Genomic DNA, 22738 nt, shown 5'->3' on the forward strand with positions numbered 1-22738 from the left:
CAGCGCGACAGTGTAGACGGCAGGTGTGACGGCTCCCGTAACATCCAAGCGATGGAACGGGTCATCGTCGACGGCGTCGGGTTGGAGATTCAACGGATCGCGGGGGCCGGCGGCGGACAGGCCGCGCCCCTGATTTTTCTGCACGAAGGTCTGGGCTCGGTGGCGATGTGGCGCGACTGGCCGGCCCGGCTCTGCGAGGCCACCGGCCGCGCCGGCATCGTGTACTCGCGCCGCGGCTACGGGGCTTCCGACCCGGTGCCGCACGTGCGCGGCGCGGGGCGGCTGCAGCCCGACTACATGCACCGCGAGGCCTGGGAGGTGCTGCCGGCCCTGCTGCAGGCGCTGGAGATCACGGTGCCGCCGGTACTGGTGGGCCATTCCGACGGCGGCAGCATCGCGCTGCTGCACGCCAGCCGCCACCCGGTGGCGGCCCTGGCCGTGATGGCGCCGCACGTGATCGTCGAAGACATCTCCATTCGTTCGATCGAACAGGCCCGTGAAGCATTCCTCACCGGCGGACTGCCCGAGCGCCTGGCGCGCTTCCATGCCGATGTCGACGTGGCGTTCTGGCAATGGAACGACGCCTGGCTCAATCCGGCCTTCCGCCCCTTCGACATCCGGCCCGACTGCCGGCGCATCACCGCGCCGGTGCTGGCGATCCAGGGCGAGGACGACGCCTACGGCACGCTGCGGCAGATCGAGGAGATCGCGCCCACGAACGGCCCGTTCGAGATGCAGGTGCTGCCGCAATGCGGACACTCGCCCCACCGCGACCAGGCCGAAGCCGTCACCCGCCGCATCGCCGACTTCCTGGCCGGCAAACCCTGATCAGGGCGCCAGCAGCGCCAGCTCTTCCGACTCCAGCCAGCGCCACTCGCCCGGCCGCAGCCCGGGCGGCAACTCCAGCCCGCCAATGCGCGAGCGGTGCAACTGCTCCACCCGGTTGCCCACGGCCGCCACCATGCGCTTGACCTGGTGGTACTTGCCCTCGGTGAGCGTGAGGCGCAGACCGTTTTCGGACGTTTTCTCGCAGGCGGCCGCGCGAACCGGCTTCGGGTCGTCCTCCAGCACGACGCCCTCCAGCAGGCGCCGCAGCATCTTCTCGTCGACGGGGTGGCGGGCCGTCACCTCGTAGACCTTGGGGACGTGCCGCTTGGGCGAGCCCATGCGGTGGATGAAGACGCCGTCGTCGCTCAGCAGCAGCAGGCCGGTGGTGTCCTGGTCGAGCCGGCCGATGGCCTGCACGCCGGGCTGGCCCTGGCGCTGCGGGCGCTGCCGGAGCGGGCCCGGCAGCAGCGTGTACACGCTGGGCCATGCGCCGGGCTTCTGGGAGCACTCGTAGCCGGGCGGCTTGTGCAGGACCAGGTAGGCCTTCTCGTGGTACGCCCAGTCGCGGCCCTGCACGGTGAAGCGCAGGCCCTCGCGCGCGTCGAAATCGGCGTAGGGATCGGTGCAGGCCTGGCCCTGCACGGTCACGAAGCCCTGCTCCACGAGGCCCGCGCACACGCGCCGGGTGCCGAAGCCCTGGCTGAAAAGGATCTGCTGAAGCTGCATCGGGCGCGCAGTATGCGGCAAGCCGCGGTGCGCGCCCCGCGGGTCAGCCGCGCGGATGCTGCCGGCTACTGCGTTCCTCGCGCGGCGAATCTTCGTCGCGAAGCGGGAACTTGCGGGCCTTGGGTTGGCCGCCGCGGTGCATTCGGCGCTCGACCTCGGCGTCGCCGGTGAAGGCCTCCAGGCCAGCGTACTTCTCGCGGCGCGGGCCGCCGAGCTGTTTCTGGGGGGATTGGTGCATGGCTCGTCCTTGACTGGCGGGACCGCAGCGCGACAAGGGTCCCGCGAGCCGCAATCTAGAAAATGCTCCCGTGGTCGGGTGTAGGACGCCGGCGCTTGCGTGTAGGACGCGCAAAAAGAAAAGGGCTGCACGGTCGTTTGACCGTGCAGCCCTTTCAGGTGGGTGGTGGAGCTGGCGGGAATTGAACCCGCGTCCGCAAGCCTTCTACGAACAGTTCTACATGTTTAGCGCTCTGATTTGGATCTCGCCCCCGACATCGCGCAGGCGCACGCTATGCCGGTTGCCAGTGCCCTATTTTCTCGTCCCCACCCAAGGCACCCGGGCAGGGACCAGCCAATGTGGATTCCCTCACAGCCGGGAGCTTGCGCCCCTGGCCCAGCCCATCGGCCGACTGTTGTGAGGCTCACCGGTGTTTAAGCGGCGAGTGCGTAACGTTCGTCGTTCGCAGTTAGTTTGTTTCAGCTGGATTTACGAGGTGATCTGACCCTCGACATGCCCTGCTGCGCGTCCGAACCCACGTCGAAACCGGTGCAGCCCCAGGACCTCGTATTTTAGGGTGCAGCGGAGTTTTCCAAGAGCCCAAGGAGGTCCAGGGGCGAAGAAATCCGCGCATCCGGGTTCCAGCGGTCCACGTCGGGCGTACCGCCGAGGTAGCCGTAGGTGGCCGCGACCGTCGGCATGCCCGCGGCGCGGCCGGCGACCACGTCTCTTTCATCGTCGCCCACGTAGAGGCACTCGCCTGGCGCCAGGCCCAGCCGGCGCGAAGCCTCCAGCAAGGGCTCGGGATGCGGCTTGGAGAACGGGGTGCTGTCGCCCCCGACCACGGCGCCGGCAGTGGCGAACAGCGGCATCGCCTGGGTGAGCGGGCCGGTGAAGCGCATCGACTTGTTGGTGACCACGCCCCAGGCGAAGCCGCGCGCACGCAGTTGGTCCAGCAGCTGCGCCACGCCGTCGAAGGCGAAGGTGTCTTGCGTCATCCGCTGCTCGTAGTTGCGGAAGAACTCCTCGCGCAGCGCGGGGAACTCCTCGTGGTCCGGGGTGATGCCGAAGGCGACTCCCAGCATGCCCCGCGCACCCGCTCCGGCCATCGGGCGGTACCGATCGAGGGGCAGCGAGGGCAGGTTGCGTGAGACGCGCATCTGGTCGGCGGCGGCCCCCAGGTCCGGTGCGCTGTCGATCAACGTGCCGTCCAGGTCGAACAGCACGGCTCGGATGCCATGGAACATCAGCGCCTCCGTGCGGCCACGAGGTAGTTCACCGACGTGTCCTGGCTCAGCCGGTAACGGCGAAGCAGCGGGTTGTAGTCCAGCCCACGGGTCTCGGCCCATTCGAGGCCGGCGGAGCGGCAAAACGCCGCGAGTTCGCTGGGGCGGATGAACTTCAGGTACTCATGCGTGCCTCGCGGCAGCAGGTTCAGCACGTATTCGGCGCCGACGATCGCGAACATGAAGGACTTGGCGTTGCGATTGAGCGTGGAGAAGAACACCCAGCCGCCCGGCTTCACCAGTTCGGCGCAGGAACGCACCACGGAGCCTGGATCGGGCACGTGTTCCAGCATCTCCATGCAGGTGACCACGTCGAACGAGTCGGGCTGCTCGATCGCCAGCGCCTCGACGCTGACCTCGCGGTATTCGACGTTCGGCGTGCCGGCCTCCAGCGCATGCAGCTGGGCCACGCGAAGCGCCTTGGTGGCCAGGTCGATGCCCAGCACCTTCGCGCCCTGCCGCGCCATCGAATCGGCCAGGATGCCACCACCGCACCCCACGTCGAGTGCGCGCTTGCCCGCCAGGGAAACCTGCGACTCGATCCAGCCCAGGCGCAGCGGATTGATCCGGTGCAGCGGTGCGAATTCGCTTTCGGTGTCCCACCAGCGGTGGGCGAGTTCGGAGAACTTGGCCAGCTCGGCCGGATCGGCGTTGACGCTGCTGCTTGCGGTCATGCGGTGATTCTTGCCTCGAATGCGTCCATCAAAAGAAAAAAGGCCCGGCGAACCGGGCCTTTTCCTGCCTTGGGGAAGGCTTAGCGGTTGGCGCGCGTGCCGACCACTTCGATTTCCACGCGGCGGTTCTTCGCGCGGCCTTCGCTGGTCTTGTTGTCGGCAACCGGCTGCTTCTCGCCCTTGCCTTCGGTGTACACGCGGTTCTTCTCGATGCCCTTGGACACGAGGTAGGACTTCACGGCCTCGGCGCGACGCACGGACAGGCGCTGGTTGTAGGCATCGGCACCGACGGCATCGGTGTGGCCGACGGCGATGATCACTTCCAGGTTGATGTCTTTGACCTTGCCGACCAGATCGTCCAGCTTGGCGCGGCCTTCCGGCTTGAGCACGGCCTTGTCGAAGTCGAAGAAGGCATCGGCAGCGTACGTGACCTTGGTCGCGGCGGGCGGCTGGGGAGCCGGAGCCGGCGGCGGGGGCGGGGGCGGGGGAGCGACAGCAGGAGCCGGGGCCGGAGCAGGCGCCGGAGCAGGCGGAGGCGGCGGAACCAGGGCACCGTCGCAACCACGAGCGGCGCTTGCGGGCGTCCAGCTGGCATCGCGCCAGCACAGTTCGTTGGTGCCGTTCTTCCACACCAACTCGCCGGTGCCGTTCTGCCAGTTGTCGATCACGTTGCCGCCACCCGCTGCTGCGGGTTTGGCGGGCATGCCGGTGTGCTGCATCGCAAATGCCGGAGCGGATACAGCGGCAGCGGCGAACAGCAACGCCACGTGGTTCAGTTTCTTCATGGTTCTCCTCTTGAGGGGAAAAGACCGCAGCCGCGCTGCGAGAAAGCTACGATTCAGGTGACCATTCACCGAAAACGTCCGATCGATTGTGCCACACGTCCTTACACAATCAACGGCCGCCCCAAAAGCGGGGCGTAGGACAAGAACTCGTTCCCGGCGTTTTGTTGCGGCATCGCGACAGGGTCTTGCGACCGGTAAAATGACCCGTTTAAGCGCCGCGCACACCCCTCCCGCATGACCCAATTCGCGAAAGAAACCCTGCCCGTCAGCCTCGAAGAGGAGATGCGGCGGAGCTACCTCGACTACGCCATGAGCGTGATCGTGGGGCGTGCGCTGCCGGACGCTCGTGACGGACTGAAACCCGTGCATCGGCGTGTGCTCTACGCGATGCACGAGCTGAACAACGACTGGAACCGGCCGTACAAGAAGTCGGCGCGCATCGTCGGCGACGTGATCGGTAAGTACCACCCGCACGGCGACCAGTCGGTCTACGACACCATCGTCCGCCTGGCGCAGGATTTTTCCATGCGCCACATGCTGGTGGACGGCCAAGGCAACTTCGGTTCGGTCGACGGCGACAACGCCGCGGCCATGCGCTACACCGAGATCCGCCTGGCCAAGATCGCCCACGAGATGCTGGCCGACATCGACAAGGAAACGGTCGATTTCGGGCCCAACTACGACGGCAGCGAGAAGGAGCCGCTGGTCCTGCCCAGCAAGCTGCCCAACCTGCTGGTCAACGGCTCCGGCGGTATCGCGGTGGGCATGGCCACCAACATCCCGCCGCACAACCTCAACGAGGTGGTGGACGCCTGCCTGCACCTGCTGAAGAACCCTGAGGCCTCCATCGACGAGCTGATGGAGATCGTGCCGGCGCCCGACTTCCCGACGGCAGGGATCATCTACGGCATCAACGGCGTCAAGGAGGGCTACCGCACCGGCCGCGGCAAGGTGGTGATGCGCGCCAAGTGCCACTTCGAAGACATCGACCGCGGCCAGCGGCAGGCGATCATCGTCGATGAGCTCCCCTACCAGGTCAACAAGAAGACGCTGCAGGAGCGCATGGCCGAGCTGGTCAACGAGAAGAAGATCGAAGGCATCAGCCACATCCAGGACGAGAGCGACAAGTCCGGCATGCGCCTGGTGATCGAGCTCAAGCGCGGCGAGGTGCCCGAGGTCGTCCTCAACAACCTCTACAAGCAAACCCAGCTGCAGGACACCTTCGGCATCAACATGGTGGCGCTGATCGACGGTCAGCCCAAGCTGTGCAACCTGAAGGACCTGGTCAGCGTCTTCCTGCAGCACCGCCGCGAGGTGGTCACGCGCAGGACGGTGTTCAACCTGCGCAAGGCGCGCGACCGCGGTCACGTGCTGGAAGGCCTGGCGGTGGCGCTGGCCAATATCGACGAGTTCATCCGCATCATCCGCGAGTCACCCACCCCGCCGGTGGCCAAGGCCGAGCTGATGACCCGCAGCTGGGACAGCAAGCTGGTGCGCGAAATGCTCACCCGCGCCAAGGCCGATGGCGGCACCGTCAATGCTGACGACTACCGCCCCGAAGGCATGGACCGCGCGTTCGGCATGCAGGGTGACGGGCTCTACCGCCTGTCCGACACCCAGGCCCAGGAAATCCTGCAGATGCGCCTGCAGCGCCTGACCGGCCTGGAGCAGGACAAGATCGTGGCCGAGTACAAGGAAGTCATGGCCGAGATCGACGACCTGCTGGACATCCTGGCCCGGCCGGAGCGCGTGTCCACCATCATCAGCGACGAACTCACCTCGGTGAAGCAGGAGTTCGGCCAGACCAAGGCCGGCGCGCGCCGCAGCGTGGTCGAGCACAACGCGCAGGATCTGGCCACCGAGGACCTGATCACGCCCACCGACATGGTGGTGACGCTCTCGCACCTGGGCTACATCAAGAGCCAGCCGCTGTCCGAGTACCGCGCCCAGAAGCGCGGCGGCCGCGGCAAGCAGGCCACGTCCACCAAGGAAGACGACTGGATCGACCAGCTCTTCATCGCCAACACGCACGACTGGATCCTGTGCTTCTCCAACCGCGGCCGCATGTACTGGCTCAAGGTCTGGGAAGTGCCGGCGGGTTCGCGCGGATCGCGCGGCCGCCCCATCGTCAACATGTTCCCGCTGGCCGAAGGCGAGAAGATCAACGTGGTGCTGCCGCTCACCGGCGAGTTCCGCAGCTTCCCGGCCGACCACTACGTCTTCATGTCCACGTCCATGGGCACGGTCAAGAAGACCGCGCTGGATGAATTCAGCAACCCGCGCAAGGCCGGCATCATCGCCGTCGACCTGGACGACGGTGACTACCTGATCGGCGCGGCGCTCACCGACGGCAAGCACGACGTCATGCTGTTCTCCGACGGCGGCAAGGCCGTGCGCTTCGACGAGAACGACGTGCGCCCGATGGGCCGTGCCGCCCGCGGCGTGCGCGGCATGATGCTGGAGGAAGGCCAGAGCGTCATCGCGATGCTGGTGGCCGAGGACGAGCTGCAGAGCGTGCTGACCGCCACCGCCAACGGCTACGGCAAGCGCACGTCGATCACCGAGTACACCCGCCACGGCCGCGGGACCAAGGGCATGATCGCCATCCAGCAGAGCGAGCGCAACGGCAAGGTCGTGGCCGCCACGCTGGTCCATGCCGACGACGAGATCATGCTGATCACCGACCGCGGCGTGCTGGTGCGCACCCGGGTCGGCGAGATCCGCGAGCTCGGCCGCGCCACCCAGGGCGTCACCCTGATCGGCCTGGACGAAGGCTCCAAGCTCAGCGGCCTGCAGCGCATCGTGGAGAACGACGCCCAGGCCGCCGAAGGCGACCCGGTGGACGCGGCGCCCGGCGACAGCGAAGGCTGACCCGCATGCCCAAGGACCTGGCGCAACTGCGCGGAGAGATCGACGCGGTCGACCGGGAACTGCTGGCGCTGCTCAACCGGCGCGCGTCGCTGGCCAACGAGGTCGGCGACCTCAAGCGCACCGAGGGTTCCCCGGTGTTCCGGCCGGAACGCGAAGCGCAGGTGATCAACGGGCTGCAGGAACTCAACCCCGGCCCGCTCAAGCACGAGAACGTCGCCACCATCTGGCGCGAGATCATGTCGGCCTGCCGCGCCCTGGAAGCGCCGCAGCGCGTGGCCTACCTGGGCCCCGCCGGCACCTTCAGCGAGCAGGCGGCGGTGCAGTTCTTCGGCTCGAGCATCGAGCACGTGCCCTGCGTGAGCTTCGACGAGGTGTTCCAGGCCGCCGCCGCGGGCACCGCCCAGTTCGGCGTGGTGCCGGTGGAGAACAGTACCGAAGGCGTGGTCACGCGCTCGCTGGACCTGCTGCTCACCTCCCCGCTGCACATCGTCGGCGAGATCAGCCTGCTGGTGCGCCACCACCTGCTGCGCAAGGACGGCTCGCTGGAAGGCATCGAGGCCGTGCTGGCCCACCCGCAGGCGCTCGCGCAGTGCCAGGGCTGGCTGAACAAGCACCTGCCGAAAGCCGAACGCCGCGCCGTCTCCAGCAACGCGGAGGGCGCGCGCCTGGCCGCCACCAACCCCGCCTGGGCCGCCATCGCCGGCGAGCGAGCCGGCAGCGAGTTCGGCCTGCACATCGCCGCCCACGCCATCCAGGACGACGCCTTCAACCGCACCCGCTTCGCCGTGGTCTGCCTGCCGCAGACGCTGGAGGCCCCGCAGGCATCCGGCAAGGACTGCGTGAGCCTGGTGGTCTCGGTGCCCAACCGCCCCGGGGCCGTGCACGACATCCTGGTGCCGCTCAAGCAGCACGGGGTGTCCATGACCCGCTTCGAATCCCGCCCCGCCCGCTCCGGGCAGTGGGAGTACTTCTTCTACATCGACGTGGAGGGGCACCCGTCCCAGCCCCGCGTCGCGGCCGCGCTGGCCGACCTGCGCAAGCTGTGCGCTTTCTACAAGGTGCTGGGCACCTACCCCGTCGGCGACTAGGACCAGGAGCTTCACGAGCATGTTCGAACAACTGGGCCTGATCGGCTGCGGCCTCATGGGCGGCTCCTTCGCCCTCGCCCTCAAGCGCGCCGGCCTGGTCAAGCGCGTGGTGGGCTACAGCAAGTCGCCCTCCACCACCGAACGCGCGCGCCAGCTCGGCGTGATCGACGTCGAGGCACCGTCGGCCCTGCTGGCTGTCTCGGGCGCCGACATCGTGCTGCTGGCCGTGCCGGTGGCCGCCACCGAAGCCACCCTCAAGGCCATCCGCCACCTGGTGAGCCGCGACATGCTGATCATGGACGTGGGCTCCACCAAGCGCGACGTGATCGACGCCGCGCGCCGCGTGCTGCGCGAGAACGTCGGCGCCTTCGTGCCCTGCCACCCCATCGCCGGCAAGGAGGCCTCGGGCGTCGAGCACGCCGACCCGGACCTGTACGCCAGCCGGCAGGTGATCATCACGCCGATCGAGCGCACCCAGGTCGCGCAGCTGAACCGGGCCCGCGAGGTCTGGGAGGCGCTGGGCTGCAACGTGACGCAGATGTCCCCGGAGTCGCACGACTCGGCCTTCGCCGCGGTCAGCCACCTGCCGCACCTGATCGCCTTCGCGCTCGTCAACGGCATCGCCGCCCAGCCCAACGGCCAGGACTTCCTGTCGCTGGCGGGCCCGGGATTCCGCGATTTCACCCGCATCGCGGCCAGCGAGCCCAAGATGTGGCGGGACATCCTGCTGGCCAACAAGCAGGAGCTGCTCGAGCAGACCCAGGCGTTCCAGCAGACGCTGCAGGCCATGATGGCGCTGGTCGAGGCCGGCAACGGCGAGGCGCTGGAAGAGCTCATCGCGCGGGCGAGCCAGGTGCGCGCCGAGTGGCGCATGGGCGCCCGCAAAGCCTGACCCCGGGCCGGCGATGTTCGCCACCGAATTCCTCGACCTTCCCGCGCTCGATGCCGTGGCGGGCGAAGTGCGCCTGCCGGGCTCCAAGAGCATCTCCAACCGCGTGCTGCTGCTGGCGGCGCTGAGCGAAGGCACCACGGTCGTCCACGACCTGCTCGACTCCGACGACACGCGCGTCATGCTCGACGCCCTGCGCGCGCTGGGCTGCGGCGTCGACGCGCAGGGCACCTCGGTGCGCATCACCGGTTTTGGCGCGCGCGATCCGGCCCCGCAGGCCAGGCTGTTCCTGGGCAACGCCGGCACCGCCATGCGTCCGCTGGCGGCCGCGCTGGCCGTGCTGGGCGGCGACTTCGAGCTGAGCGGCGTCCCGCGCATGCACGAGCGGCCCATAGGCGACCTGGTCGACGCGCTGCGCCAGCTGGGCTGCGCGATCGACTACCTCGGGCAGGACGGTTATCCGCCGCTGCGCATCGGGCAGGCCCCCGCGCTGCGGCTGGACGCCCCCATCCAGGTGCGCGGCGACGTCTCGAGCCAGTTCCTCACCGCCCTGCTGCTGGCCCTTCCGCTGGTGGCCCGGCAGGACGTGGTAATCCAGGTGGTCGGCGAGCTGATCTCCAAGCCCTACGTGGAGATCACCCTCAACCTGCTGGCGCGCTTCGGCGTCCAGGTGCGCCGCGAAGGCTGGCAGCGGTTCACGATTCCCGCGGGCAGCCGCTACACCACGCCCGGCGAGGTGCACGTCGAAGCCGACGCCTCCTCGGCCAGCTATTTCGCGGCCGCCGGCGCTCTCGCCTCCAGCAAGGGACTGCGCATCCTGGGTGTCGGCCGCGACTCGATCCAGGGCGACATCCGGTTCCTCGACGCGGTGCAGGCCATGGGGGGCAAGGTGACCAGCGGCCCCAACTGGATCGAGGTCGCGCGCAGCGCCTGGCCGCTGAAGGCGCTGGACCTGGACTGCAACCACATCCCCGACGCGGCGATGACGCTCGCGGTGATGGCGCTCTACGCCGACGGCCCGACCACGCTGCGCAACATCGCCAGCTGGCGCGTGAAGGAGACGGACCGGCTCGCCGCGATGGCGACCGAACTGCGCAAGCTCGGCGCCGAGGTGGAGGAAGGCGCGGATTTCCTGCGCATCACGCCGCCCTCGCAGTGGCGTGCCGGGCGCATCCGCACCTACGACGACCACCGGGTGGCGATGTGCTTCTCGCTCGCGACCTTCAACCCGGCCGGGTTGCCGGTGCGCATCGAAGACCCGAAGTGCGTGGCCAAGACCTTCCCCGACTACTTCGAGGCCCTGTTCGCCGTCGCGCAGCTGCCGGCGCCGCGCGTGCCGGTGATCTGCATCGACGGCCCCACCGCGTCGGGCAAGGGCACGCTGGCGTCCGAGACCGCGCGGCGGCTGGGCTACCTGTACCTGGACTCGGGCGCGCTGTACCGCATCACGGCCCTGGCCGCCACCCGGGCCGGGCTGGCGCTGGACCTGGCGCACGAGCACACCATCGCGTCCATGGCCGAGCGCCTGCCGGTCGCCTTCGAGCAGGGCCGGGTGCTGCTGGGCGGCGACGACGTCACGGACGCGATCCGCACCGAGGAAGCCGGCATGAACGCCTCGAAGGTTTCGGCCCTGCCCGCGGTGCGCACCGCGCTGGTGGCGCTGCAGCAGTCCTTCCGCCGGCTGCCCGGGCTGGTGGCCGACGGCCGCGACATGGGCACCGTCATCTTCCCCGACGCCCAGCTCAAGGTCTTCCTCACCGCCAGTGCCGCGCGAAGGGCCGAGCGCAGGCATAAGCAATTGATTTCAAAGGGTTTTGCCCCTACAATCGAGACCCTTCGCGCCGACCTGGAAGCGCGTGACGCCCGCGATTCGCAACGCGCCGTCGCGCCGCTCAAGCCGGCGCAGGACGCCCTCCTGCTGGACAACTCGGAGCAATCGGTCGAAGACTCGGTGGCCCTGGTGCTGGCCTGGTGGGAAGCCAGGCAGCCGTTCGCGGCGGCCGGCGAAAAGCAGTAACGGCCCGCAGGGGCCGCACGCAGTAAGGCGGCCGGTGACGGCCGTGGAACAGTAAGGCGGCCGGTGACGGCCGCACAGGCCCGCAACGCCCCCCTCGCGCAGCAGCGCACTGGCGATGCGGTTCACCAACCAACCCGCGGCCGCAAGGCCGCAAAACAACGCCGTCGCAGCCTTAGAAACACGGGCAATGGTGCCTGTGGAAACCTGCGGACGTGCAAGGAACCTGAATGTCTGAATCCTTCGCCGCCCTCTTCGAGGAATCGCTCCAACGCGCCGAGATGCGCCAGGGCGAGGTCATCACCGCCGAGGTGGTGCGCATCGAGCACAACTTCGTCGTCGTCAACGCCGGCCTCAAGTCCGAGGCGTACGTCCCGATCGACGAATTCAAGAATGACAAGGGTGAGATCGAGGTGCAGGTCGGCGACTTCGTGTCGGTCGCCATCGACGCCATCGAGAACGGCTACGGCGACACCATCCTGTCGCGCGACAAGGCCAAGCGCCTGGCTTCCTGGATGAGCCTGGAGAAGGCCCTGGAATCCGGCGAATTCGTCACCGGCACCACCACCGGCAAGGTCAAGGGCGGCCTGACGGTGCTGGTCAACGGCATCCGCGCCTTCCTGCCCGGTTCGCTGATCGACACCCGTCCGATCAAGGACCTGACCCCGTTCGAGAACAAGACCCTCGAATTCAAGGTCATCAAGCTGGACCGCAAGCGCAACAACGTCGTGCTGTCGCGCCGTGCCGTGGTGGAAGCCTCCATGGGCGAAGAGCGCGCCAAGCTGATGGAAACCCTCAAGGAAGGCTCCATCGTCCGCGGCGTGGTCAAGAACATCACCGAGTACGGTGCGTTCGTGGACCTGGGCGGCATCGACGGCCTGCTGCACATCACCGACATGGCCTGGCGCCGCGTTCGCCACCCGTCCGAGGTGGTGCAGGCCGGCCAGGAGATCACGGCCAAGATCCTCAAGTTCGACACCGAGAAGAACCGCGTCTCGCTGGGCCTCAAGCAGATGGGCGACGACCCCTGGATGGGCGTCTCGCGCCGCTACCCGCAGGGCACCCGCATGTTCGGCAAGATCACGAACATCGCCGACTACGGCGCGTTCGTCGAGCTCGAGCCCGGCATCGAAGGCCTGGTCCACGTGTCCGAGATGGACTGGACCAACAAGAACGTGGCCCCGTCCAAGATCGTGTCGCTGGGCGACGAGGTCGAGGTCATGGTGCTGGAGATCGACGAGGACAAGCGCCGCATCTCCCTGGGCATGAAGCAGTGCAAGGCCAACCCCTGGCAGGAATTCGCGCAGAACACCAAGCGCGGCGACCGCGTCAAGGGCCCGATCAAGTCGATCACCGACTTCGGCGTGTTCGTCGGCCTGGCCGCGGGCATCGACGGCCTGGTGCACCTGTCCGACCTGTCCTGGAACGAGCCGGGCGAGGCGGCCGTGCGCAACTACAAGAAGGGCCAGGAGATCGACGCCATCGTTCTGGCCGTCGACGTGGACCGCGAGCGCATCAGCCTGGGCATCAAGCAGCTGGACGCCGACCCGTTCACCACCTTCGTGTCGGTGCACGACAAGGGCTCCGTGGTTTCGGGCAAGGTCAAGACCGTCGACCCCAAGGGCGCCGAGATCGACCTGGGCCACGAGATCATGGGTTACCTGCGCGCCTCCGAGATCAGCCGTGACCGCGTGGAAGACGCGCGCAACGTGCTCAAGGAAGGCGACGAGGTCAGCGCCGTGGTGGTCAACATCGACCGCAAGACGCGCAACATCCAGCTGTCGGTCAAGGCCAAGGACATGGCCGACGAGCAGGGTGCCATGGCCAACCTGAGCCAGCAGTCCTCGCGCGAAACCGCGGGCACGACCAACCTGGGCGCTCTGCTCAAGGCGAAGCTGGAAAAGTAAGGCGCTGCTGCAGCGAGGGACTAGGGGCTGGGGACTAGGGGCTAGGGTGAAAACCAGAGCCTTCCCCCTTCCCTAGCCCCTAGTCCCCAGCCCCTAGTCCCTTCCCCCCATGACCCGATCCGATCTCGTCGAAGAACTGGCCTCCCGCTTCAGCCAGCTCACGCACCGCGATGCCGAGTACGCCGTCAAGGCCATCCTCGACGCCATGGGCGATGCGCTGGTGCGCGGGCACCGCATCGAGATCCGCGGCTTCGGCAGCTTCTCGATCAACCGGCGCCCGCCGCGCCTGGGACGCAACCCGCGCTCGGGCGAGAGCGTGCAGATCCCCGAGAAGCGCGTCCCCCACTTCAAGCCGGGCAAGGCCCTGCGCGAGGCGGTGGACCGCCGGACGGAAGAAATGCAAAGGGACTAGCCCCTAGAATTCGGCGACCCAAGGAGCCGAATGAAATACCTCATGTGGCTGCTCAAGGCAGCCATTTTTTTTACCCTCTTCGCCTTCGCGCTGAACAACCAGCACGCGGCGACCGTGAACTTCTTCTTCGGCCAGGCCTGGACCGGCCCGCTGGTGCTGGTGGTGCTGGCGGCCTTCGCCTGCGGCCTGGTCATCGGTGCCGTGGGCATGGTGCCGCGCTGGTGGCGCCACCGCCGCCGCGCGCGCACGACGGCCGCGGACAGCACGATGTCCGAGATGTCGCAGACGCATGGACTTTGACGTCAGCTGGCTCCTGTGGGGCCTGCCCATCGCCTTCGTGCTGGGCTGGGTCGCCTCGCGCCTGGACCTGCGGCAGCTGCGCATCGAGAACCGGCAGGCGCCCAAGGCCTATTTCCGCGGCCTGAACTTCCTGCTCAACGAGCAGCAGGACCAGGCGATCGACGCGTTCATCGAGGCGGTGCGCAACGACCCCGACACCTCCGAGCTGCACTTCGCGCTGGGCAACCTGTTCCGCCGCCGTGGCGAGTACGAGCGCGCGGTGCGGGTGCACGAGCACCTGCTCTCGCGCGGCGACCTCAGCCGAGCCGAGCGCCACCGCGCCCAGCACGCCCTCGCCCTGGACTTCCTCAAGGCCGGCCTGCTCGATCGCGCCGAAGAGGCGCTGCGCAAGCTCGACGGCAGCGCCTACGAAGGCCAGGCGCTGCTGGCCCTGCTGTCCATCTACGAGCGCTCGCGCGACTGGCTGCAGGCGGCCGAGATCGCCCGCAGGCTGGAAGCCTCGGGCCAGGGCAGCTTCGCCGGCCGTCGCGCGCACTACCTGTGCGAGCAGGCCGCGCTCTCGGACGACGCGCCGGCGCAGGCCCTGCTGCGCGAGGCCATGGCCATCGCGCCCACCGCGGCGCGCCCGGTGATGGAACTGGCGGCCCTGCGCCGCAAGGCCGGCGACGCCGCCGGCGCCTTCACCATGCTGGCCGACCACGCCCAGGCCGAGCCCGCCTCGATCCCGCTGCTGGCGCGGCCGCTGGGCCAGTACGCCGGCGCCTCCGGCATGGAGGCCCGTGCGCTCGAGCTGCTGCGGCACAGCTACGGCCTGGCGCCGTCGCTCGACGTGCTGGAAGCCATCGTCGCGCTGGAGCCCGAGGCCAACGCGCGCGAGTGGTACGCCCGCCACCTCGAGCGCGAACCCTCGCTGGTGGCCGCCGCGAAGTGGCTCTCCGGCGAGAAGCTGGAAAACGAGCAGTACCATCCCCGGGTGCAGCGCGCGCTGGACCACGCGGTCAAGCCGCTCACGCGCTACCGCTGCGCCGCCTGCGGCTTCGAGGCCAAGCAGCATTTCTGGCAGTGCCCCGGCTGCCACGCCTGGGACAGCTACCCGCCCAGGCGCGTGGAAGAACTCTGAAGATGAACCCAACCCCCCAACAGCTTGCCGACGCCCGCGTGCTCGTGGTCGGCGACGCCATGCTCGACCGCTACTGGCACGGCGCGGTCGAGCGCATCTCGCCCGAGGCCCCGGTCCCGGTGGTCAAGGTCTCCCGCGAGGAGGAGCGCATTGGCGCCGCCGCCAACGTGGCCTACAACGTGGCCACGCTCGGCGCGCAGGCCAGCTTCCTCGGCGTGGTGGGTGACGACGAGCCCGGCCACAAGCTCGAGGCCATGCTGCGCGCCACCGGCATCGCCGCGCACCTCAAGCGCGACCCGGGCCTGAAGACCACCGTCAAGCTGCGCGTGATCGGCCGCCAGCAGCAGCTGCTGCGCATGGACTTCGAGAACGAGCCCGACCACGAGGTGCTGGCGCTGCAGAGCTCCACCTTCATCGAGCTGCTGCCCCGGCAGGACGCGATCCTGTTCTCCGACTACGGCAAGGGCGGCCTGGCCCACATCCCGGCCATGATCGCCGCCGCCGCCGCGGTGAACAAGCCGGTGCTGATCGACCCCAAGGGCCACGACTACGGCCGCTACCGCGGCGCCACCGTGATCACGCCCAACCGCGCCGAGCTGCAGGACGTGGTGGGCCGCTGGACCTCCGAGGAGGACCTGCGCACGCGGGCCCAGAACCTGCGCGAGTCGCTCTCGCTGCAGGCCCTGCTGGTCACCCGCAGCGAAGAAGGCATGACGCTGTACGACGCCCAGGGCGAGCTGCACGTCAAGGCGCAGGCGCGCGAGGTGTTCGACGTCACCGGCGCCGGCGACACCGTGATCGCCACGCTCGCGGCCATGGTGGGCGCGGGCCTGCCGCTGCGCGACGCCGTGCCCATCGCCAACCGCGCCGGCGGCATCGTCGTGGGCAAGTTCGGCACCGCCACCGTTTCGTATGAGGAGTTGTTTGCATGAGCGCAGCGCAGAACCGCTTCAAGCAAGCTCGCGCCCCCTTGGGGGGCAGCGCAGTACACGCAGTGACAAGCGTGGGGGCCCTATGACGCGCGTAGTGGTCACCGGAGCCGCGGGTTTCATCGGCTCGAACATCGTCAAGGGCCTCAACGACCGCGGCATCGACAACATCATCGCGGTCGACGACATGACGCAGGGCGACAAGTTCCGCAACCTGGCCGACCTGCGCATCGAGGACTACCTCGATGCCGACGAGTTCTACGGCGCGTTCGCCGAGGGTGCGTTCGGCAAGGTGGAGGCCGTGTTCCACGAGGGCGCCTGCAGCGACACGATGGAGCAGGACGGCAAGTACATGATGGACAACAACTACGGCGTGTCCTGCTCGCTGTTCGAGTCCTGCCGAGAGCGCGGCTCGCGCCTGCTGTACGCGTCGTCGGCTGCGGTCTACGGCGGCTCGGCCACCTTCCGCGAGACGCCGAAGTTCGAGCTGCCGCTCAACGTCTACGGCTACTCCAAGCTGCTGTTCGACCAGCGCATGCGGCGCGAGTGCGGCAAGGACTTCCGCCGCACCAAGCGCCAGGTGGTGGGCTTCCGCTACTTCAACGTGTACGGCCCGCGCGAGCAGCACAAGGGCCGCATGGCCAGCGTCGCCTTCCACCAGTTCAACCAGTTCCGCGAGCAGGGCAAGGTCAAGCTGTTCGGCGAGTACGGCGGCTACGGTGCCGGCGAGCAGCGGCGCGACTTCGTGTTCGTCGACGACGTGGTGGCGGTCAACCTCTGGTTCTTCGACCACCCGGAAAAATCCGGCATCTTCAACCTGGGCACCGGGCGCGCGCAGCCCTTCAATGACGTGGCCACCACCGTCATCTCCTCGCTCACCGGCAAGCCGCACGACGCCAGCAGTGCGACGCAGGACGGCCTGCTGGAGTACATCCCCTTCCCCGACGCGCTGCGCGGCAAGTACCAGAGCTACACGCAGGCCGACCTCTCGGCGCTGCGCGACACGGGCTGCGACCATGCCTTCGCCGACGTGCAGACCGGCGTGGCGCGTTACATGGCTGTGCTGGGCGCGCAGGGCTGAGCCGGACCATGGGTCAACGGGCACGTCGCATGCCCCGTTGAGGGACTTCCCACCAACCTGCAAAGGAGATGCGCATGTTCAAGAAGATCCTGGCCATCCTGGCCATGCTGTTCTACGCGGCCGTGGCCATGGCCGCCGTCGACGTGAACAAGGCCACCGAGGCCGAGCTCGACAGCGTCAAGGGCATCGGCCCCGGCACCAGCAAGCTCATCCTGGACGAGCGCAAGAAGGGCGAGTTCAAGAGCTGGGACGACTTCATCACCCGGGTCAAGGGCGTGGGCGACGCCCGTGCCTCCAACCTGTCCGAAGCCGGCCTGACGGTCGGCGGCAAGGCCTACAAGCCCGCCGCCGCCGCCGCGAAGAAGGACGACAAGGCCGCCGCCAAGACCGAAGCCAAGGCGGAGAAGAAGGAAGCGAAGGCCGACGCCAAGGCCGAGAAGAAGGAAGCCAAGGCCGATGCCAAGGCGAAGGAAGCCCGCGCCGAAGCCAAGGCCGAGAAGAAGGAAGCCGCCGCGGAGAAGAAGGACGACCGCACGGCCGCCGCGTCCCGGCCCGCCGCCAGCGCCGCCAAGAAGTAAGCCGGCACCGGCCCAGCGAAAAGACCCGCCTCGGCGGGTCTTTCTCTTTTTTTGGGGCTTCGAGCCTCAGGGCATCGCGACCATGTCGGTCACGCCCGGGTCCACGCCGGCCTGCATCAGCAGCGTGGTCACCTGCCCGCGGTGGTGCGTCTGGTGGTTGAAGAAATGCGTCATCGCCCTCCACGCCGCGTGCTCGCGCGGCACGCCCTTGGTGTTGGTGTACCGCATGGTGGACGAAGGGAAGTCCGGCGCCATGTCGCGCGTCCAGTCCTCGATGGCTTCGTCGAGGCGGCGGCGGGCGGCGCGCAGCTGGGGCCAGTCCTCGCACAGCACCGTGCCGTAGGACGCGCCCGCCGGCAGCTGCAGCACATCGTCGGACAGGCTGGGAAAGGCCACGCCCTGCGCGGCGAAGCGCCGCAGCCAGGCGCGATCGGCCCACAGCAGGTGGTTCAGCGTGCCGTGGATCGAACCGAAGAACGCCCCGCGGTCGCGGCGCCGGTCCTCGTCGGCCAGCTGCTCGCAGGCGTCGTACAGGCGCTCGTTGAACCAGCGGTTGTAGCGCGCCAGCCAGCGGTAGTTGTCCATCATCACGTCGGCTTGTTCCATGCGCTCATTGTCGTGGCGGCGGCGCGCGCAGCTCGAGGACCTCGGTCAGTGAGAGCACGCGCAGGCCGGTGGCCGACTCGATGTCGGCGCGGTACGGCGGCATGTTGGTGCACTCCAGCACCAGCGTGCGCAGGCCGGGCGCGCGCTTGCGCAGTGCGCGCGCCGCGTTGACGACGTCCTCACCCGCGGCGGCCAGGTCCATGCCGGGCCGGTTGTTCAGGATCGCCGACGAGAACGGCCCGTCGGGCGGCATGCCCTGCACCAGCACGTCGTCGAGCCGCTCGGGCGGCACGCCCGCGGCGGCCAGGTGCTCGGGCCCGAGGCGGTCGCTGGCGATGGTGAGCACCCCCACCTCCCGCTCTTCGCGCAGCAGGTCCGGCAGCAGCAGCAGGCTGGACGTGACGAGCGAAACGCTCACCGCCGCCTGCAGCTCACGCTGCAGCAGCACCAGGAAGCCGCAGCTGGTGGTGATGGCCGCGGCGCCCCGCTCCTGCAGCGAACGCGCCCCGTCGGCGAACGCCTGCGCCAGCCCCTCGCCCCGCAGCCCCTGGGCGGACTGCACCACGCGCGCCGGCCATGCGCCCGGCACCACGTGCGTGAGCACCGGCCGCGGCCAGCTGTCCGGGCGGCCCAGGTCGCCGGGAGGCCGGGGGAAGGCGGTATCCAGCAGCAGCAGGCCCAGGGGCGGCACCGGGCCGGCCGGGGGAAACACCGGAGGCGCTGGCCCGAGACTTGCACGTATGCTGCCGTTCTTGTCCATCCGCGCATTGTTCCGGAGCCCCCATGAAACTCAAGCTCGCCCTCCTCGCGCTCGCGACCACCGCAACGTCGGCCTTCGCTCAGACCAAGTGGGACCTCCCGGCGGCCTACCCCGCCACCAACTTCCACACCGAGAACCTGCAGCAGTTCGCCAGTGACGTGGACAAGGCCACCGGCGGCAAGCTCAAGATCCAGGTGCATGCCAACGCTTCGCTGTTCAAGGCGCCGGAGATCAAGCGCGCCGTGCAGGGCGGCCAGGCGCAGATCGGCGAGATCCTGCTGGTCAACTACGAGAACGAGAATCCGCTGTTCGGCCTGGATGGCGTGCCCTTCCTGGCCACCGGCTACGCCGACTCGATGAAGCTGTACCGCGCGCAGCGCCCCGCCCTGGAGAAACTGCTGGCCGGCCAGAACATGCGCCTGCTGTTCACGGTGGCCTGGCCCCCGCAGGGCATCTACGCCAACAAGCAGCTCAACTCGGTGGCCGACATGAAGGGCCTGAAGTGGCGCGCGTACAGCCCGGCCACCGCCAAGATCGCCGAACTCGTGGGCGCGCAGCCGGTGCAGATCCAGGCCGCCGAACTGGGCCAGGCCATGGCCACCGGCGTGATCGACTCGTACATGTCGTCCGGCTCCACCGGCTACGACTCCAAGACCTACGAGCACATCAAGAACTGGCACAACACCCAGGCCTGGCTGCCCAAGAACGCGGTGATCGTCAACAACGCCGCCTTCAACGCGCTGGACAAGGCCACGCAGGACGCCGTGGTCAAGGCCGCCGCCGATGCCGAGACGCGCGGCTGGAAGCTCAGCGAAGAGAAGAACACCTGGTACATCGACCAGCTCAAGGCCAAAGGCATGAACATCGTGCAGCCCACGCCCCAGCTGATGGGCGACCTCAAGAAGGTCGGCGACGTGATGCTCAACGACTGGCTCGGCAAGGCCGGTGCCGACGGCAAGGCCGTCGTCGACAACTTCCGCAAGTAAGGCCTGCGGGCGATGCGGCGCGCGCTCGACCTGCTGTTCGACGGAGCAGGCCGTCTCGCCGCGCTGATGATCCTGGCCATCTTCCTGCTCATGCTCTACGCGTCGGCCGGCCGCATGGCCGGCCTGCGCGTGGGAGGCATCAACGACATCGTGTCGTGGTGCACCGCGGCCGCCTCGTTCTTCGCCATGGCGCATGCCTTCAAGCACGGCGATTTCGTCCGCGTGACGCTGGTGCTGGACCACCTGGGGCCGCGCGCGAGGCGCGCGCTGGAGATCGCGTCTCTCTTCATCGCGGCGGCCGCCGTCACCTACCTGGCGTGGTGGGCCGTGCGATTCACCTACGAGAGCTGGCAGTTCAAGGACATGGCCGGCGGCCTGGTCGTGATCCCGATCTGGATCCCGCAGCTGAGCTTCGTGCTGGGCTCGCTGCTGTTCGTGCTGGCGGTGCTGGACGAGCTGGTGATCGTGCTGCGCGGCGGCAAGCCCACCTACGTCCGGATGGTCGAGGAGCGCCACGCGCGCGGCGACTACTCGGAAGACCTGTAGCGGCCGCTGCCCCGCACCCGCGGGCCCCCACAACAAGAACCGGACGGAGAACACCTTGAGCCTGATCGCGGTCGGAGGACTGTTGCTCCTCGTGATGCTGCTGCTGCTGTCCGGTGGCGTGTGGATCGCCATGACGCTGGCCATCTGCGGCTGGATCGGGCAGGCCTTCTTCACCACCACCCTGCCCGGCAAGAACCTGTTCTCCGCCTTCTGGGAGAGCAATGCCAGCTGGGAACTGGCCGCGCTGCCGCTCTTCATCTGGATGGGCGAGATCCTGTTTCGCACCCGGCTGTCGGAGCAGATGTTCACCGGCCTGTCGCCCTGGCTGAACCGCGTGCCCGGCCGCCTGATGCACACGACCATCCTGGGCTGCGGCATCTTCGGCTCGGTCTCGGGCTCGTCGGCCGCGACCTGCGCCACCATCTCCAAGGTGGCCCTGCCCGAGCTGGTGCGGCGCGGCTACGACGAGAAGCTGGCCCTGGGCTCCCTGGCCACCGCGGGCACGCTGGGCATCCTGATCCCGCCGTCCATCACGATGGTGGTCTACGCGGTGGCGGCGGATGCCTCCATCATCCGCATCTTCCTGGCGGGCTTCCTGCCGGGCTTCCTGCTGATGGCGCTGTTCTCCGGCTACATCATGTGGTGGAGCCTGCGCCACCCCGAGAAGGTGCCGGCGGGCGAGTCGGGCCTTTCGCTCAAGGAGAAGCTGCGCCGCTCGGGCAGCCTCATCCCCTGCGCGCTGCTGATCGTCTTCATCGTCTGGGTGCTGGTGGCGGGCTGGGCCACCGCCACCGAATGCGCCGCCTACGGCGTGCTGGGTTCCCTCGCCATCGCGTGGAGCAGCGGTTCGCTCACGTGGCGCAACTTCTGGGACGGCCTCATGGGCACCACGCGCACCAGCTGCATGATCATGTTCATCCTGGCCGGCGCCGCCTTCCTGACCAAGACCATGGCGTTCACCGGCATCCCGCGCGAGCTGGCCGAATGGGTGGCGGCGATGCAGCTCTCGCCCTTCACGCTGATCGCCGTGCTGTCGCTGGTCTACCTGGTGCTCGGCACCGCGCTGGACGGCATCAGCATGATCGTGCTCACGTCGGCGGTGGTGCTGCCGATGATCCAGAAGGCCGGCTTCGACCTGATCTGGTTCGGCATCTTCATCGTGCTGCTGGTGGAGATCGCCGAGGTCACGCCGCCGGTGGGCTTCAACCTCTTCGTGCTGCAGAACATGACGGGCAAGGACAGCAACACCATCGCCCGCGCCGCCCTGCCCTTCTTCGGCTGCCTGCTGGTGTGCATCGCCCTCATCACGGTCTTCCCCTCGATCGTGACCTGGCTGCCCGATGCGCTGATGGGCAAGCCCCGGTAGCGCTGGCCCGCCGCCGAGGTTGTATTCGGCGTCCGGGGGAGTAGCTTTGCGGATGGACCGTCCGGCCCACGAGGCCCGGCGCGTTCATGGCGCAACAACAAGCTCAAGGAGAACCCCATGAGACGCCTCTCCTGCCTGGCCGCGCTGGCGGCCCTGCTGGCACTTTCCGACGCCGCGGCTTCGAACGGCGACCACCTGGCCCGCTTCGACGGCGGCATCGGTTCGCAACCGCTGGCTGCCGGCGGCGCGCCGAACAACGTGTTCGACACCAACCCGGGCGGCCGGCCCTGGGTGATCGAGCGCCTCGTCGCCGACGTGCGTGACGACGGCCGCGTCCGCGTCGTCGGCCGCGGCCTGCTGCTCGGCGGCGGCAACGGCATCGGCACCGCGGGCGCGCAGAGCGTGCGCGCCCGGCTGTACTGCGAAGGCGTGCCACACGACTCCGACCAGGCGGTCGCGCTGGACGCGGCGGGCGACTTCCGCATCGACAGCTTCCTCACGCCGCGGCCACCGAACCCCTGCAACAGCCCGGTGCTGCTGATCATCAACCTGAACGGCGCGTGGTTCGCGGCGGGGATCCCGAAGCACTGAAGCCGCCCCCGCGAAGGCGGGAATCCTGGGGCAGAACAGAACACAGAGGCACAGAGGCACAGAGGCACAGAGGCACAGAGGCACAGAGGCACAGAGGCACAGAGGAATTCGGAGTTTTCTGAACGAATGCCTCGTTTCCCCTCTGTGCCTCTGTGCCTCTGTGTTCTGTCACGGACTC

Annotated in this window: 23 protein-coding genes and 1 other RNA gene; 16 read left to right on the plus strand and 8 right to left on the minus strand. The window is 68.5% G+C overall.

Translation table 11 applies throughout. The features are described 5' to 3' along the window. The first annotated feature begins 51 nt into the window (after nt 1–51). Nucleotides 52–828, plus strand: a complete 777-nt coding sequence (locus ASG30_RS03770; protein ID WP_055892849.1) for an alpha/beta fold hydrolase — start codon at nt 52–54, stop codon at nt 826–828. On the opposite strand, the gene ASG30_RS03775 is transcribed toward ASG30_RS03770, so the two are convergent. From ASG30_RS03775 to ompA, 6 genes are all read right to left on the minus strand, one after another. Further along, nucleotides 829–1554 (minus strand): pseudouridine synthase, encoded by a 726-nt coding sequence (locus ASG30_RS03775; RefSeq protein ID WP_055892852.1) that lies wholly within the window; start codon nt 1552–1554, stop codon nt 829–831. It lies immediately after the preceding gene. A 43-nt stretch (nt 1555–1597) separates the two neighbouring features. Further along, nucleotides 1598–1792, minus strand: a complete 195-nt coding sequence (locus ASG30_RS03780; protein WP_055892855.1) for a hypothetical protein — start codon at nt 1790–1792, stop codon at nt 1598–1600. A gap of 163 nt (nt 1793–1955) precedes the next feature. Further along, nucleotides 1956–2330, minus strand: a transfer-messenger RNA (tmRNA) gene (gene ssrA / locus ASG30_RS22015). Nucleotides 2331–2343: 13 nt separating this feature from the next. Further along, nucleotides 2344–3018: a phosphoglycolate phosphatase gene (gene gph / locus ASG30_RS03785; protein WP_055892858.1), complete on the minus strand. Its 675-nt coding sequence runs from the start codon at nt 3016–3018 to the stop codon at nt 2344–2346. Continuing rightward, a complete protein-coding gene (gene ubiG / locus ASG30_RS03790; RefSeq protein WP_055892861.1) occupies nt 3018–3731 on the minus strand; it encodes a bifunctional 2-polyprenyl-6-hydroxyphenol methylase/3-demethylubiquinol 3-O-methyltransferase UbiG in 714 nt (237 codons plus the stop codon). Before ubiG ends, gph begins: the two co-directional genes overlap by 1 nt. 80 nt (nt 3732–3811) lie before the next feature. Further along, nucleotides 3812–4516 carry an outer membrane protein OmpA gene (gene ompA / locus ASG30_RS03795; RefSeq protein WP_055892862.1) on the minus strand — a complete coding sequence of 235 codons (705 nt, stop codon included), beginning with the start codon at nt 4514–4516 and terminating at the stop codon, nt 3812–3814. 234 nt (nt 4517–4750) lie between these two features. Here ompA and gyrA point away from each other — a divergent pair, with 234 nt between their 5' ends. The 11 genes from gyrA (at nt 4751) to ASG30_RS03850 (ending at nt 17705) form a co-directional block, all read left to right on the plus strand. Beyond that, entirely contained in the window at nt 4751–7387 is a 2637-nt protein-coding gene (gyrA, locus tag ASG30_RS03800; RefSeq protein ID WP_055892865.1) for a DNA gyrase subunit A, read from the plus strand. Between the two features lie 5 nt (nt 7388–7392). Then, entirely contained in the window at nt 7393–8475 is a 1083-nt protein-coding gene (gene pheA / locus ASG30_RS03805; RefSeq protein WP_055892868.1) for a prephenate dehydratase, read from the plus strand. 19 nt (nt 8476–8494) lie between these two features. Further along, nucleotides 8495–9367 carry a prephenate dehydrogenase gene (locus tag ASG30_RS03810; RefSeq protein WP_055892870.1) on the plus strand — a complete coding sequence of 291 codons (873 nt, stop codon included), beginning with the start codon at nt 8495–8497 and terminating at the stop codon, nt 9365–9367. A gap of 13 nt (nt 9368–9380) precedes the next feature. Further along, nucleotides 9381–11381 (plus strand): bifunctional 3-phosphoshikimate 1-carboxyvinyltransferase/cytidylate kinase, encoded by a 2001-nt coding sequence (locus ASG30_RS03815; protein WP_055892874.1) that lies wholly within the window; start codon nt 9381–9383, stop codon nt 11379–11381. Nucleotides 11382–11608: 227 nt separating this feature from the next. Continuing rightward, nucleotides 11609–13285 (plus strand): 30S ribosomal protein S1, encoded by a 1677-nt coding sequence (gene rpsA, locus ASG30_RS03820; protein WP_055892876.1) that lies wholly within the window; start codon nt 11609–11611, stop codon nt 13283–13285. Nucleotides 13286–13394: 109 nt separating this feature from the next. Beyond that, nucleotides 13395–13697: an integration host factor subunit beta gene (locus ASG30_RS03825; RefSeq protein ID WP_055892878.1), complete on the plus strand. Its 303-nt coding sequence runs from the start codon at nt 13395–13397 to the stop codon at nt 13695–13697. Nucleotides 13698–13727: 30 nt separating this feature from the next. Then, nucleotides 13728–13997, plus strand: a complete 270-nt coding sequence (locus ASG30_RS03830; protein ID WP_055892881.1) for a LapA family protein — start codon at nt 13728–13730, stop codon at nt 13995–13997. Next, nucleotides 13987–15117 carry a lipopolysaccharide assembly protein LapB gene (gene lapB / locus ASG30_RS03835; RefSeq protein ID WP_055892883.1) on the plus strand — a complete coding sequence of 377 codons (1131 nt, stop codon included), beginning with the start codon at nt 13987–13989 and terminating at the stop codon, nt 15115–15117. The genes ASG30_RS03830 and lapB overlap by 11 nt, the downstream gene beginning before the upstream one ends. 2 nt (nt 15118–15119) lie before the next feature. Next, nucleotides 15120–16049 (plus strand): D-glycero-beta-D-manno-heptose-7-phosphate kinase, encoded by a 930-nt coding sequence (gene rfaE1 / locus ASG30_RS03840; RefSeq protein ID WP_082521874.1) that lies wholly within the window; start codon nt 15120–15122, stop codon nt 16047–16049. Nucleotides 16050–16131: 82 nt separating this feature from the next. After that, nucleotides 16132–17127, plus strand: a complete 996-nt coding sequence (gene rfaD / locus ASG30_RS03845) for an ADP-glyceromanno-heptose 6-epimerase (protein ID WP_055892888.1) — start codon at nt 16132–16134, stop codon at nt 17125–17127. Between the two features lie 74 nt (nt 17128–17201). Continuing rightward, nucleotides 17202–17705, plus strand: a complete 504-nt coding sequence (locus ASG30_RS03850) for a ComEA family DNA-binding protein (RefSeq protein WP_055892891.1) — start codon at nt 17202–17204, stop codon at nt 17703–17705. Between the two features lie 66 nt (nt 17706–17771). Here the strand turns inward: ASG30_RS03850 and ASG30_RS03855 are convergent, their stop codons facing one another. Together ASG30_RS03855 and ASG30_RS03860 are read right to left on the minus strand one after the other, a co-directional pair. Beyond that, entirely contained in the window at nt 17772–18311 is a 540-nt protein-coding gene (locus ASG30_RS03855) for a DinB family protein (RefSeq protein ID WP_055892894.1), read from the minus strand. A gap of 4 nt (nt 18312–18315) precedes the next feature. Then, nucleotides 18316–19071 carry a hypothetical protein gene (locus tag ASG30_RS03860; protein ID WP_055892895.1) on the minus strand — a complete coding sequence of 252 codons (756 nt, stop codon included), beginning with the start codon at nt 19069–19071 and terminating at the stop codon, nt 18316–18318. 23 nt (nt 19072–19094) lie between these two features. On the opposite strand from ASG30_RS03860, the gene ASG30_RS03865 reads away from it, so the two are divergent. From ASG30_RS03865 to ASG30_RS03880, 4 genes are all read left to right on the plus strand, one after another. Further along, nucleotides 19095–20057, plus strand: coding sequence for a TRAP transporter substrate-binding protein (locus ASG30_RS03865; protein WP_055892898.1), 963 nt, complete (start codon nt 19095–19097; stop codon nt 20055–20057). A gap of 12 nt (nt 20058–20069) precedes the next feature. Then, on the plus strand, nt 20070–20603 hold the full coding sequence (locus ASG30_RS03870) for a TRAP transporter small permease (protein WP_055892901.1): 534 nt from the start codon (nt 20070–20072) through the stop codon (nt 20601–20603). 94 nt (nt 20604–20697) lie between these two features. Beyond that, a complete protein-coding gene (locus ASG30_RS03875; RefSeq protein WP_055893075.1) occupies nt 20698–21969 on the plus strand; it encodes a TRAP transporter large permease in 1272 nt (423 codons plus the stop codon). A 117-nt stretch (nt 21970–22086) separates the two neighbouring features. Then, entirely contained in the window at nt 22087–22560 is a 474-nt protein-coding gene (locus tag ASG30_RS03880) for a hypothetical protein (protein WP_055892903.1), read from the plus strand. The last annotated feature ends 178 nt before the right edge of the window (nt 22561–22738 follow it).

Source organism: Ramlibacter sp. Leaf400 (assembly GCF_001424545.1).
Classification (GTDB): Bacteria; Pseudomonadota; Gammaproteobacteria; order Burkholderiales; family Burkholderiaceae_C; genus Ramlibacter.